Consider the following 12,787-nt stretch of genomic DNA (forward strand, 5'->3'; position numbering starts at 1 on the left):
CTTTTTGGATTTATTATGGTATTTATGGGTTATAATTGAAGGTGGAAGTGATACTATGGCACTTAAAATTGGTGTTGGAGAAATGGTCTCTTTTTTATATGCATCAGGGGATTTAACCGCAGAGACATTTCAAAATGTATCCCAATTAGAAGGGATCAAAGCCCACCAACACATTCAAAGTAAATATGGGTCAAATGACCAAAAAGAAGTGAGTATCAAAACAACCTTTGACTATCAAAACGAAACGTATCTTTTACAGGGCAGAATGGATGGTTTACTTCAATCCGATACACTATGGATTGAAGAGATCAAATCGACCCGAAAAGATATTTTTGACTTGTTATTTGTCCCCAATGTAGAACACGAAGCCCAGCTCAAAATATACGCATTTATGTTTATGCACAATGAACAAATAGAGACCGTACATGGTAGGCTAACCTATATCGAACTATCGAAGTATCAAACCAAATCCATCGATTATGTGTTTGATTACGCAACATTGAAGACGTTTTTTGAAACCTCTATTGAAGCGTATGGCCAATGGTTGGTTCAATTAGAAGCCCACTTAAAAGAGAAAAAAGAAACGCTTGAAGCGATGAAGTTTCCATTTGAACAGTATAGACATGGTCAACGTGATTTGATGAAAAGTGTCTACCATACGATGAAACAAGAAGACGTCTTGTTCGCCATCGCCCCCACTGGCATTGGTAAAACCATGGCGACTTTGTTCTCCACCTTTAAAGCCTTAAAAGCAGACAATGAAAAGATATTTTATTGTACAGCGAAGAATCAAGGTAAGAAGGTTGCGATTGAATCGATGGCCACCTTACACGGTCAGGGGTTAAAAACCAAAACCATTGAGATCACTTCTAAAGATGACATCTGTTTTTTAGAAAAACGCGATTGTGACCCGGAAAAGTGTCCGTTTGCGAAAGGATTCTTTGACCGTTTATCCGTGGCGATGCAAGACATTTTCACACATGAGTCTTTGATGACAAGGGATGTCATCGAATCCTATGCGAGAAAACACACGATTTGTCCGTTTGAGTTTTCGTTGTTTGTCTCTTATTATGTGGATTTGATCATTTGTGACTATAACTATGTCTTTGACCCACGGATCCATTTGGTTCGATATTTCGATGATGATACGTATAAACCCAAACTATTGATCGATGAAGCCCATAACATGATTCCACGTTCAAGGGACATGTTTTCGGCTACCCTATTGAAAAGTGAATTGATTGCGCTTCGAAAAGCTGGGTCAAAGCTCAAACCGAGCATTCGCCATTCGGTCAATAAACTGATCGAGCGCTTTGACCATTATGAAGCAGAACTCGAAGGTCAGTCGTTTAAGAGCTACTTACCCATCGATATGACGTATTTAGAGTTGGTAAGCAACCTGATGATGAAAATTACCAATGCCATCAAAGAAAATCCGAAATACGCTAGAAAATCGGATGTGATGGATGGGTATATGAAGTTGCTTACGTTGTCTGTGATTGCGTCATATTACGATACCCAGTTTAGATTCAATATCACCAAACTTGATGAAGACTTAGACATCACCATCCAATGTTTGGATGCGAGTACTTTCATTAAATCAACCTTAAAAGACAAATCGTATGGGGCTGTATTCTTTTCTGCGACCCTATATCCGATCGATTATTACCAAACCTTACTATCTCAAGGGTTGGGTGAAGTCATTCAAATCCCTTCCCCATTTGACCCTGAAAACTTAAAAATCATGATCCACGACCGTGTGAACACCCGGTATAAAGAACGTGAGAATTCGTTAGAATCGATTGTGAAAGCCATCGAAACGGTGGTTTCATCCAAGATTGGAAACTATATCGCATTCTTTCCATCTTACCAATATTTAAACCAAGTCAAAGAAGCTTTATCGAGTGACTTGGATGTGGATATACTCGTTCAATCGAGACAAATGGACGTCGTTGAACGCGACCACATCATGAGTCGATTTAAACAAAACCTAACCCGGTCACAGATTGCGTTCTTTGTCATGGGTGGGATGTTTGCAGAAGGCATTGATTATGTGGGCGACATGTTATCAGGGGTCATCATTGTTGGGGTTGGATTACCTATGGTAAATGAACCTAACCAACAATTGAGGGCGTATTATGACGATACATTCAAACGTGGATTTGATTATGCGTATACATACCCAGGGATGAATAAAGTGATTCAAGCGGTCGGTAGAGTCATTCGTAGAGACGATGATTACGGGATTGCATTATTGATGGACGATCGCTTTGTCACGCCTTTATACAAACGTTTGATGCCGAAGGAATGGCAAGCCAAAACCGTTGTGAGAACCGATCGCTATTTATCCGATTTGTTGGATGACTTTTGGACTAAGATGGCGATTAAATACCCGAAGTCATCCACCAAAGATGACGTATAAATCGGATGAATCAAGTATAATAAACAATATAGGGAGAATTGAATATGTCAGATATGTTATCGAAACGTTCAAAATGGGTTTATACCACATCCGGTCTTGGCAGAGACATGATGTATGCGTTGTATAGTACCTATTTAATTGTATTTTTCACGGATGCTTTAGGGCTATCCAACTGGACATTGGTTGCGGTTGGGGTAGTGATTGCGATTGCACGTATTTGGGATGCCATCAATGATACTTTGATGGGCATCATCATCGACAACACCAAGAGTCGATATGGGAAATTTAAACCATGGTTGATTTTAGGGGCACTGACATCCGCCATCATGTTTTTCTTGTTATTCCAAGATTTTGGATTATCGAGCGGTTGGTTCGTGTTGGTATTCACCATCATTTACGTCATGTCTGATATGACATTTACGATGAATGATATCGCCTATTGGTCGATGTACCCCACTTTTTCGACAGACCCCAAAGAACGGGAATCGATTGGTTCTAAAGCGAGGATATTCGCGAATCTGGGGATGTTTTTAACGATTGCGTTGGTCCCCATCATTTATCAAAACTATGCAGGTGGACCGAAAGCAGCGTTCTTCTGGATTGCTTTGGTCATCGCGAGCATCTATGTGATTTCACAAGTGTTGGTATTCTTTTTCGTTGAACAACCTAAGAACCCATTGGCTGAGGTTAAACAACCCAAGACTTCATTGAGAGATGTGATAAAAATCATCACGAAGAATGACCAGTTGATGGTCATCATCATCGCGATTTTCTTATTCAATTCAGGGTATTATATAACCACAACACTCGGTATTTATTTCTTCAATTATGATTTCAATAAATATGGTGGTATTGAGTTCACCATATTCTCAGCGATATTGGCTTTGAGTCAATTATCATCCTTATCACTTTTCCCAGTATTGGCGAAAAAAATAACCCGCAAACAAATTTTCACGATGGCCATCGTACTCATTATGGTGGGCTATCTATTGTTCTTAACAGCAGGGAATTTACTGCCTAAGTCGATGTTGGTGGTTGGGTTAGCTGGCTTCTTCATTTTCTTTGGTGAAGGCTTCATACAAGTGTCTGTACTGGTGATGTTGGCAGATACGATTGAGTATGGACAGTGGAAACTCAAAACAAGAAATGAATCGGTCGTTTTCGCAATCAATCCATTCGTGGTAAAACTCGCAACCTCGGTTCAAATATTGGTCGTAACCATGACATTGGCGTGGTCCGGTCTCAATGATAAAGTCATCAAACCGCTCACCAATTTGCGCGATGAAGCCGCAGAATTGGGCTTGACATTTACCACAGAACAATCACGAGCATTTATTGAAGCGAATGTCACAGAGTCGATGTTGGTCTGGCTCAAGGTGTCGATGGTCATCCTACCTGCAGTATTCATTTTAGGTGCTTATTTGGTTTATCGAACTTACTATAAGATTGATTATGCGATGTTCGAACAAATCAAATCTGAAATAACAAAAGACTTAAATAAAGGAGAAGAATTATGAAAGTATTAGATCAAGTGTTCGTCCTTAAAAACGGGGTAAAACTCCCGAAAATCGGGTTGGGTACCTGGCAAGTCAAAGATGGCGATGAAGCTTACAATTCAGTGCGTTATGCCTTGAAACATGGGTATCGTCACATCGATACCGCTGAAGGTTATCGAAACGAAGAATCGGTGGGTAGAGCGGTTAGAGATTCTGGTATTCCAAGAGAAGAAATCTTCGTGACTTCGAAATTAGAATCACACATCAAGACGTATGAAGGCGCGAAACAAGCGTTTGAAAATACATTGAAGGCACTCGAGTTTGAATACCTCGATTTATTCTTAATTCACGCCCCATGGCCGTGGAGTGAAATTGGTAAGGACTGTCGTGAAGGCAATGTTCAAGCGTGGAAAGCGATGGAAGAACTCTATCGTGCCGGTAAAATCCGTGCCATCGGGGTATCTAACTTTGATCCAAACGATATTGAAAACATTTTAAAACATTGTGAAATCATTCCTCACGTCAATCAAATTGGTTACTTCATCGGGTTAGACCAAAAGAAAACCTTAGAATATTGTGAAACCAAAGGCATCGTGGTGGAAGCTTATTCACCGCTCGGTATTGGCTATTTACTTTCTAACCCAATCATTGATGAGGTTGCACAAAAATATGCTGTATCCCCAGCGCAAATTTGTATCCGTTACTGTATCCAAAAGAATACAGCACCGCTACCTAAATCGACCCACGAAGCACGTATCATCCAAAATACCCAAGTGGACTTTGAAATTAAACCAGAAGATATGGCCATTTTGGATGAAATCAAGGGTGACCCTCGTCGTTGGAGTTAATTCAAATAAAAGTATTTTCGTCATTGAAAATACTTTTTCTTTTTTGAATTTTTGCCTGGATAACAGCTGTTTCAGTGGTGTGTATCTCCAGATGTGTGTTAAAATAACCAGTGAAGGCTATCTCTTTGAGATATTTATCCATTCAATCCATCACAATCGAGGCTAAATTTTATGACATATCGTGTTAAATTCATATTGGTTTTTAGTGTTTTATGGCTCTTGTTCATGGGGTCAACTTTAAGCATTCAAGCCGATTCTACTGTAGACGCGGTCTATTTTGGATCGTATACGTGTTTAAATTGTCAACAAGTCGAATCTTCTGGTGTCTTACAAGACATCCAAGACCAAGGTTATGTGCTTCAAAAATACATGAGTGAAGACGATTATGATTTATTTGAATCGATGTTCACCCGTTATGCGAGAACCTATGATGTACCTAAAAATAAAAACCTAGTCCCGATTTTATACGTTGGACAAACCTATTATGCTGGGGCTGAGGTCATCATTGATGGCATTCAATCGGGTGAAATCCAATTCGTCATGGATGGCAGTGCACCACTGGATCCCATTGAATTTGTCTATGGAGACATCACCTTCAGCGATTTATGGGTCTTGTTGGGTTCAACCGCTGTCTTAGGTATCTTAGATGCATTTAACCCATGTGCGATTGCCATGTTATTGATGTTTTTATCGTTTTTAACCGATAAGAAACGTTCAAAACCAATTTTCTATATTTGTTTATCATATATTATCGCGATATTCGTCACCTATTTCATTTTAGGGACCTTCTTATCCAAAGCGTTGGCTCTATTGGTACCTTATATGGTGATTTTCTATACCATCATCATTGTCCTATCTTTAGTCATCGCAGCTTTAAACTTCTTAGATTTCTTCGCAGCCAGACGCCAAGCGTATGGTGAGATTAAAAACCAATTGCCACGACGATTCTTTGTTGTGACGAAGAAATTGATGAACAATTTCGCTGAAAGCATTGAATCTGGCGATATTACCGTGTATTTGGTGGCTTTCTTAATCGGAATGTTTGTCGCGATTGTTGAATTTCCATGTTCTGGACAAGCGTTCGTCGCTTGGACAGCCATCGTGGTTGATCGAACTGCCCATGTACTCTTGTTTAATGGTTTATTATTTGTTTATGTGCTCTTATTCGTATCCCCACTGATTGTTATCAGTTTGATTACATTGCGTTCACAAAATATCCATGTCGTATCCAATTTCATCCGAACCCGTTTAGACATCATCAAATTGATCAATGCTTTGGTATTCTTAGGCGTGGCCATCTATTATATTTTCAGGGTATTCATTAGGTAAATATGATGAACATTAAAAAAGTCAAAATATTGGATTCACAGGATAAAGTGGTATTCAAAGGACCCCTATCCAGTCTAAAATTTAAAACAGAGTCGATTAAAAAAACCTCGATAGAGTTGTTTAATGACGATAACCCGTGTATCATTCATGAGTCCTATGCGATAGAACAACTAGCCAATCAAGCGGCTCAACAGTTATTGTCATTGAACCAAAATAGACTCTTGATTGACGAAGCATTGATTCAACTGCTATCCACCATGGAACTTGAAAAGTATCGAAACCATACCCTCGAATTGGAAGTGAAATGATGAAATTCTACGATTTGGACCACGCAGCGACCACACAACTACATCCAGATGTACTCCAAGCGATGATGCCTTATTTAACCCATGCTTATGGGAACCCATCCTCGATGCACGCCCTAGGTATGCAAAACCAAAAAGACATCAATACAGCGAAAAAACACATCGCATCTTTACTAAAGTGTGATTTCAATGAATTGATTTTTACTGCCTCTGGGTCTGAAGCTACCAATTTAGCCATCAAAGGATACGCTGCCAAACACAAAGATAAAACAGAAATCATCACCACACCAATTGAACATGCAGCCACCAAAAACACCCTTTTATATCTTGAAAGCCAAGGCTATCAAGTGCATTATGTTCAAGTGGATCACCAAGGATTCATCGATCTAAATGACCTTAAATCCAAACTGAATGAACAGACGCTCATGGTCAGTTTTATTTGGGGAAACAACGAAATTGGCACGATACAAAACATCGAAGCCATCACTAACTTGGCACATCAACACGGGGTATGTGTACACGTGGATGCGGTTCAAATGCTCGCCCATGTACCCATTGATTTATCGATTTTAAATGTCGATATGATGTCATTTTCCGGTCATAAGATCCATGGTCCAAAAGGCATTGGCTTGTTATATAAAAAAAACAACATCGACCTTGAACCATTGATTCACGGCGGTGGACATGAGTTTCATTACCGTTCAGGTACAGAACATGTCGCAGGCATCATTGGTTTTGATCGTGCGTTGTCTTTGTTGTTTCCATCCTATGATTCAAAAGCCAAAAACTTAAATGAACTTTCAAAGGCATTTTATCAAGGACTTAAAGCACAGATACCCGTTCATTTAAATGGTCCGGATCTTACTCAACACCGTATTCCTGGGTTGCTATCTTTATCCATACCGAATATATCCGGTTTAAAATACCAATTTAAACTGAACCAACAACACATATATGTATCGACAGGCAGTGCCTGTCATACCCATGAGGTGGGTATATCCCATGTGATAGAAGCCATTCAAGCCCCTTCACCTGAAGGCGTCATTCGTATCAGTTTCGGAACCGATACGAAAATGAGCGACATCCCTTTCCTCATCGAAGCGTTTGTTGAAGCATATGAAGCCTTAAACGACGAATAAAGCTCAGTTGCCTGAGCTTTTTTTCTTAAAGAATAGATTCAATGTCTTTGAGCAAGGTTTGAACCATGGTCTCTGTCGTAAACCACGACGTGACCAATCGAATGGTTTGTTCAAACCCGTGGTCAGTCCAAATTTCAAAGGCATAATTTTTAGAAAGTATGTCAACTTGTGTTTTTTTCAATGTAATGAATATTTGATTGGTACTGACTGGATATATGGGAATGATGCCTAGGTGGATTAAACCCGATGTGATTTGAGCAGCCATGGCGTTGGCGTGGGTGCCTAAATCAAAGAACAGGTTGTTTTGAAATAAACCTTCGAATTGAATCGCCGCGACAAACCCTTTCGCAAGCAATCCACCGCTTTGTTTGATGGCGTGTCTAAAAAAAGGTTTTAAAGATTCGGATTTAATGACCAAAGCCTCACCCAACATCGCACCATTCTTGGTACCACCAATATAAAACGCATCTGAGTTTTCACATAGATCATTCAAGGTTAAACCAGAAGCTGCCAAGGCGACCCCCAACCTAGCCCCGTCAATAAAGAGGTATAAGTCTCGAGATTGACAAAAGCGGTACAACGCTTGTAGTTCAGCTTTGGTATAAAAGGTACCCGTTTCAGTCGCGTTTGAAATGTACACCAATTTTGGTAAGACACGGTGTTCATCGGAAAATCCTTTTAAGGTTTCTTCAATCAAAGGGACTGTGAGTTTGCCGTTGGCGTTGGGAATTAAGAGAATTTGATGTCCCGTAGATTCAATCGCACCGGTTTCATGTACAAAAATATGGCCAGTATCAGCGGAAATCACCGCCTCATACGGTCTTAAAGCGTGGCTGATCAACACTTTATTGGTGATGGTTCCACCCACCAAAAAGTGAATATCGACGTTGGCTTGTAACATCGATTGAATGGTCTGTTTGACCGATATACTCAACGCATCCAACCCATACCCATTGAATTGGGTTTGACTGTGTTTTTGCATCAAAGTCAAGATGGATGGGTGTGCAATTTCACTGTAATCATTTTTAAAACTGATCATGGTATCACCTGTTTCTATGTTTTTATTATAACTGAAATGCCCTTAGAATGGGTATAATGGAATTAGTGATTTTATTGAAATGGACGTGTTATCAATGGCGAGATTACCAAAACAAATCAATCAGTGTGTAAAGCATGAAAAAGGGATTAGAGACCACATTGGGGAATCGGATTCTCAAGTGATTTTATATGATACCATGGTACTAAAACAATCGACACTCAGTTTGGATGCGAGAAGAGAAGCACGAGCCCTACAATTGCTAGAGGGATCCCTACCGGTGCCTCATGTGATTGAAACCCATGAAACCAAACGGTTCTATTACTTATTGATGTCCAAATGTTCTGGGAAGCCATTGTTTCAATGGCCACTGTCCGTGGCGATTGAACAAGCGTGTGAAGGCCTCAAGCGATTGTGGACAATACACATTGATGATGCCGTGTTAAATACCCCTAAAACCGCCCTAGAGACGATTAAACACAATGTCTTAAATCATCGAACAACGTTGATTGAAAACGCCGATGAAGGCACATTTACATCCGAAAGATACAAAGACCCAGAAACCCTGCTCACCTATTTGGTTGATCACTACCCATACGATGCCCCTGTGGTGTTGTCCCATGGGGATTATTACTTACCAAATGTCTTATTTGATGGGACAAAAATCACAGGGATGATTGATTTTGGTTATGTCGGTTACTTTCCAAAAGAAAGAGACATTTCAGCGCTCATAAAAAGTTTGGTTTATAACTATGGTGAGAACCCGAACTATCTCTCATGGGTAGAACAAACCTTACATGAAACATTCAATCCAAACATCATTGAATACTTCATGTTATACGATGAATTGATATAAAACAAGGTGAGAGCGTTTACGTTCTCTTTTTGTTTGATATTCAAATGAATATAGTGGTTTAGAGGTTTCACCTATGTTATAATGGTTAAAAAAAGAACCAAGGAAGACCAATATGCCAAAAAAACATACATTAATGATCATATCATCCATCCTCATGATGTTACTCATGGGGACTGTCTACGCCTATAGCGTATTCCGTTATCATATCGAAGACTTGTATCAAATATCCACATTAACATCAGGGTTCCCCTATATGACGTCTTTATTCTTTTATGCTTTTTCGATGATGGTAACGGGGAGACATTTAAAACCAACCCGCTTGAGGGGATTTGTTTTTTATGGTACCTTACTCATCATCTTGGGTTACTTTCTATCGGGTATCGCCACACACATTGGGATGTTGGTGTTCTCGTATGGGGTTTTGATTGGAACAGGGGTCGGGATGGTGTATGGCGTGCCGATTTACATGGTTCAAAAACTATACCCGAAAAGAAGTGGGTTGATGACAGGTATCATCCTCTTGGGTTTTGGGATGTCACCACTCATCACCGCGCCGTTAACGAGTGCCCTGATTGAATGGACCAGCATTCGTCAAACATTCTTTATATTGGGGGTTGTGTTTTTAGTCCTTCAATTACCGCTCTCATATATATTCATATTAAAAGAGCGTACTACCTTTAAACAAGAACCTGTTGAACAGCGGTTTAAAGAAAAATTAAAACCTTTTAAACGCATTTATGCCTTGTTTGTGATCGCGACATTGGTCGGTTTGATGATGATTGGGTTAACCTATCAGGTAGGGGTTCGTTATTATGGGTTGAATGAAACCCACGTCACGATCGCCTTGTCATTTTTCGCCATTTTAAATGGGTTAGCCAGACCGCTATTTGGTAAACTCATGGACAATCAAGGCTTTAAATTCTCTGGTATTTTGAGTGTTTCATTGATTGTGGTTGCGAGTGTGATTGGGTTAATCAATCGAGGGTCTACGTTCTTTTTGTTTGGCATATCGTTTGGGCTCTATTGGTTTAATTTAGGGGCTTGGTTGGCCATTGTTCCGGCAACCATCAAAGAGTTTTATGGGATTCAACAATACGCAAAAAAATACGGTTTGATGTTTACCGGGTATGGCGTAGGCGCGATTCTAGGTACACTCGCTTCAGGTTATATTTTAGATATGTTGGGGGAAACCAGTTATATCTATGGTTTTATCCTCGCTTTGATGGTTGTTTCAGCGATTTTGTTAAGTCAAATGCCTAAAAAAATAAAACGCTCAATTTGAGCGTTCTAAATATTAACAAGAAATCCTACCAGGAAAATCAGTACGAGATATAAACCGACCATCGCAGATAAAACCATACCATCCGCGACATGGGTAATAACCATCATGAATGCGAAAGGACCTTTGGGTTCATACTCGAATTCAAGTTTGTGAATCACGACGAATTCATAAATAATAGCGACCAACAATAATGGCAAATGAATGATGGACACCACACCACGAATCCCCATGGATTCAGATAATAAAAAGCTTGTTATCAATACGATGATGGTTAAAATGAGATACATAACAAAATAATGTAGCAATGTCTTTTTGGAATAACTGAATTCAAAATACCTTAAGATCAACACTTTAACCCCAACCAGTGTGACTGGAATGAGTAGAAGGAAAATTAGGTTGAATAAAACGACAATTAACTGACCGAAACTAAACATACATATACGCTCCTATCTGTGGTAAAGACATGCCAATCGCAATCATTCCAATAATAATACCCAATACAATGACTAGCATAATGAGGGGTAATATGAGGTATGATTTTAAGGATGGATTGGTGGTACTACTAAACAATAAAACAATATAAACTACAATGTTAACGAGTGGAATCGCCATCAATAGGTGAAAGACAAACCAGTCACCCACCGTCATATGGCCATTTGAATTGAACATATTTAAGTCCTCCATTGTATCAAGTATAACATACCATAAAAGTGAATTCCATCACAAATTAAATTAAAATGTCTCCAATCATGGAGACATTTTTGTATTATTTGGCTTTGATTGCACAACGGAGTTTCGCTGAACGTGCTCGAGGGTTGTCATGCACTTCTTGAAGGGATGGTAAATCCGGGCCTGTCACCACGGAATATACCCCTTGACGTTGGTAATACTGGAAGGCTTTTTTGACCAATCGGTCTTCACCAGAGTGGAAGGTTAATATCGCCACACGGCCACCGGGTTTTAATAATAGTGGCAATTTCTCCATCAAATCATAAAGCGCTTCATACTCTTGATTGACATCAATTCTAAGGGCTTGAAAAGTGCGTTGAGAGGCTTTCTTGATGGCTTCTTCCTGAATGGATTTAGGTAACTTAGATAACGCCTTTTGAATCACTTTATGCAAGTCCTTGGTTGACTCAATGAGCTCACCTCTTGCGGTTGATTTCGTGATTTCAGTGGCGATTTCTTTCGCATAGACTTCGTCGGCATTCTCGATGAGCATGCCTTCGATTTCATCCGCAGTCAGTTCAAGTAGACGAATATTGGCTGGTATGCCGATATGGGGATTCATCCGTAAATCCAGTGGACCATCAAACTTAAACGTAAATCCCCTCGTTGGGTCATCGATTTGCATCGAAGAGACACCTAAATCAGCCAATACGAAATCGAACCCATCGACTGGGATTTGATCCAAATCTCTGAAATTGATGTTATGTAACGAAAAATCATCTTTGGTGAATCCAGCATCAATCAAACGCTGTTCTGTTTTAGGTAATTCTATGGGGTCTAAATCAGTTGCGTGAAGGTGTCCTGTGTGATTTAAGACGGTTAACATATGTTTAGAGTGACCACCGAATCCAAGGGTACAGTCTAAACCAACCTCGCCAGGTTGGATATTTAAAAACGATAAAATCTCATCTACCATGATGGATCGGTGCATGCCAGCAGGGGTATTGCCTTTCTCCATAACATGAGCAATCACATCTTGATATTTATCGGGTTGTTGTTCTTTGTATTTTTCCTCAAAGGTTTTTGGATATTTACCTGAATAACGTTTACGTCTTTTAGGCTTTTGTTCTTCCATGTTATCAGTCCTTACTAAAGTATATTACCAAAAAACCGTATAATACACAATTCATCTAGTGGATAACTTTTTGTAATACATAATGATGAAATATCATAATTGCGCTTTAAGTCGAGTAATGGTTGTTTAACAACACAATCAAGAAGTCACCTTCCTCTTTAAGCAGTGGAATGAATTGATTTTTTCTTTTGATTTATGTATATAAACACCCATAAATAATGTTATAATATAGTTGAATAATCTCTATACATAAACACTATGAAAGGGTGA

12 protein-coding genes are annotated in these 12,787 nt (G+C 39.5%); 8 read left to right on the plus strand and 4 right to left on the minus strand.

The genetic code is table 11. From position 1 onward, the window contains the following. Positions 1–55 precede the first annotated feature (55 nt). From N7548_RS03575 to N7548_RS03600, 6 genes are all read left to right on the plus strand, one after another. On the plus strand, positions 56–2,422 hold the full coding sequence (locus tag N7548_RS03575) for a helicase C-terminal domain-containing protein (protein ID WP_263608057.1): 2,367 nt from the start codon (positions 56–58) through the stop codon (positions 2,420–2,422). 44 nt (positions 2,423–2,466) lie between these two features. After that, the gene (locus tag N7548_RS03580) at positions 2,467–3,939 is read left to right on the plus strand and encodes a glycoside-pentoside-hexuronide (GPH):cation symporter (protein ID WP_263608058.1); all 1,473 of its coding nucleotides are present in this window, start codon (positions 2,467–2,469) and stop codon (positions 3,937–3,939) included. Next, on the plus strand, positions 3,936–4,766 hold the full coding sequence (locus N7548_RS03585) for an aldo/keto reductase (protein WP_263608059.1): 831 nt from the start codon (positions 3,936–3,938) through the stop codon (positions 4,764–4,766). The genes N7548_RS03580 and N7548_RS03585 overlap by 4 nt, the downstream gene beginning before the upstream one ends. 171 nt (positions 4,767–4,937) lie before the next feature. Beyond that, the gene (locus N7548_RS03590) at positions 4,938–6,095 is read left to right on the plus strand and encodes a cytochrome c biogenesis CcdA family protein (RefSeq protein ID WP_263608060.1); all 1,158 of its coding nucleotides are present in this window, start codon (positions 4,938–4,940) and stop codon (positions 6,093–6,095) included. 5 nt (positions 6,096–6,100) lie between these two features. Then, the gene (locus N7548_RS03595) at positions 6,101–6,403 is read left to right on the plus strand and encodes a hypothetical protein (protein ID WP_263608061.1); all 303 of its coding nucleotides are present in this window, start codon (positions 6,101–6,103) and stop codon (positions 6,401–6,403) included. Then, positions 6,400–7,539: a cysteine desulfurase family protein gene (locus tag N7548_RS03600; RefSeq protein ID WP_263608062.1), complete on the plus strand. Its 1,140-nt coding sequence runs from the start codon at positions 6,400–6,402 to the stop codon at positions 7,537–7,539. The genes N7548_RS03595 and N7548_RS03600 overlap by 4 nt, the downstream gene beginning before the upstream one ends. 25 nt (positions 7,540–7,564) lie before the next feature. Here the strand turns inward: N7548_RS03600 and N7548_RS03605 are convergent, their stop codons facing one another. Further along, complete coding sequence (locus N7548_RS03605; protein WP_263608063.1) at positions 7,565–8,578, minus strand: threonine aldolase family protein; 1,014 nt, start codon at positions 8,576–8,578, stop codon at positions 7,565–7,567. Positions 8,579–8,657: 79 nt separating this feature from the next. On the opposite strand from N7548_RS03605, the gene N7548_RS03610 reads away from it, so the two are divergent. Both N7548_RS03610 and N7548_RS03615 read left to right on the plus strand, forming a co-directional pair. After that, a complete protein-coding gene (locus N7548_RS03610) occupies positions 8,658–9,431 on the plus strand; it encodes a phosphotransferase (protein WP_263608064.1) in 774 nt (257 codons plus the stop codon). Between the two features lie 112 nt (positions 9,432–9,543). Continuing rightward, entirely contained in the window at positions 9,544–10,713 is a 1,170-nt protein-coding gene (locus N7548_RS03615; protein WP_263608065.1) for an MFS transporter, read from the plus strand. 5 nt (positions 10,714–10,718) lie between these two features. Here the strand turns inward: N7548_RS03615 and N7548_RS03620 are convergent, their stop codons facing one another. The 3 genes from N7548_RS03620 to rsmH all read right to left on the minus strand — a co-directional run bounded on the left by N7548_RS03620 (position 10,719) and on the right by rsmH (position 12,517). After that, entirely contained in the window at positions 10,719–11,147 is a 429-nt protein-coding gene (locus N7548_RS03620) for a hypothetical protein (RefSeq protein ID WP_263608066.1), read from the minus strand. Next, complete coding sequence (locus N7548_RS03625) at positions 11,140–11,382, minus strand: hypothetical protein (RefSeq protein WP_263608067.1); 243 nt, start codon at positions 11,380–11,382, stop codon at positions 11,140–11,142. Before N7548_RS03625 ends, N7548_RS03620 begins: the two co-directional genes overlap by 8 nt. Before the next feature lie 97 nt (positions 11,383–11,479). After that, positions 11,480–12,517 (minus strand): 16S rRNA (cytosine(1402)-N(4))-methyltransferase RsmH, encoded by a 1,038-nt coding sequence (gene rsmH, locus N7548_RS03630; protein WP_263608068.1) that lies wholly within the window; start codon positions 12,515–12,517, stop codon positions 11,480–11,482. Positions 12,518–12,787: the final 270 nt, after the last annotated feature.

The sequence above is a fragment of the Paracholeplasma manati genome (genome assembly GCF_025742995.1).
GTDB classification, from domain to species: domain Bacteria; phylum Bacillota_I; class Bacilli_A; order Acholeplasmatales; family UBA5453; genus Paracholeplasma; species Paracholeplasma manati.

Bases quoted from the DNA above. Each gene is read 5' to 3' on its own strand.
- N7548_RS03575 (WP_263608057.1), top strand. From the start codon at position 56: ATGGCACTTAAAATTGGTGTTGGAGAAATGGTCTCTTTTTTATATGCA.
- N7548_RS03625 (WP_263608067.1), bottom strand. From the start codon at position 11,382: ATGTTCAATTCAAATGGCCATATGACGGTGGGTGACTGGTTTGTCTTT.
- N7548_RS03620 (WP_263608066.1), bottom strand. From the start codon at position 11,147: ATGTTTAGTTTCGGTCAGTTAATTGTCGTTTTATTCAACCTAATTTTC.
- N7548_RS03585 (WP_263608059.1), top strand. From the start codon at position 3,936: ATGAAAGTATTAGATCAAGTGTTCGTCCTTAAAAACGGGGTAAAACTC.
- N7548_RS03595 (WP_263608061.1), top strand. From the start codon at position 6,101: ATGAACATTAAAAAAGTCAAAATATTGGATTCACAGGATAAAGTGGTA.
- N7548_RS03590 (WP_263608060.1), top strand. From the start codon at position 4,938: ATGACATATCGTGTTAAATTCATATTGGTTTTTAGTGTTTTATGGCTC.
- N7548_RS03615 (WP_263608065.1), top strand. From the start codon at position 9,544: ATGCCAAAAAAACATACATTAATGATCATATCATCCATCCTCATGATG.
- N7548_RS03605 (WP_263608063.1), bottom strand. From the start codon at position 8,578: ATGATCAGTTTTAAAAATGATTACAGTGAAATTGCACACCCATCCATC.
- N7548_RS03610 (WP_263608064.1), top strand. From the start codon at position 8,658: ATGGACGTGTTATCAATGGCGAGATTACCAAAACAAATCAATCAGTGT.
- N7548_RS03580 (WP_263608058.1), top strand. From the start codon at position 2,467: ATGTCAGATATGTTATCGAAACGTTCAAAATGGGTTTATACCACATCC.
- N7548_RS03600 (WP_263608062.1), top strand. From the start codon at position 6,400: ATGATGAAATTCTACGATTTGGACCACGCAGCGACCACACAACTACAT.
- rsmH (WP_263608068.1), bottom strand. From the start codon at position 12,517: ATGGAAGAACAAAAGCCTAAAAGACGTAAACGTTATTCAGGTAAATAT.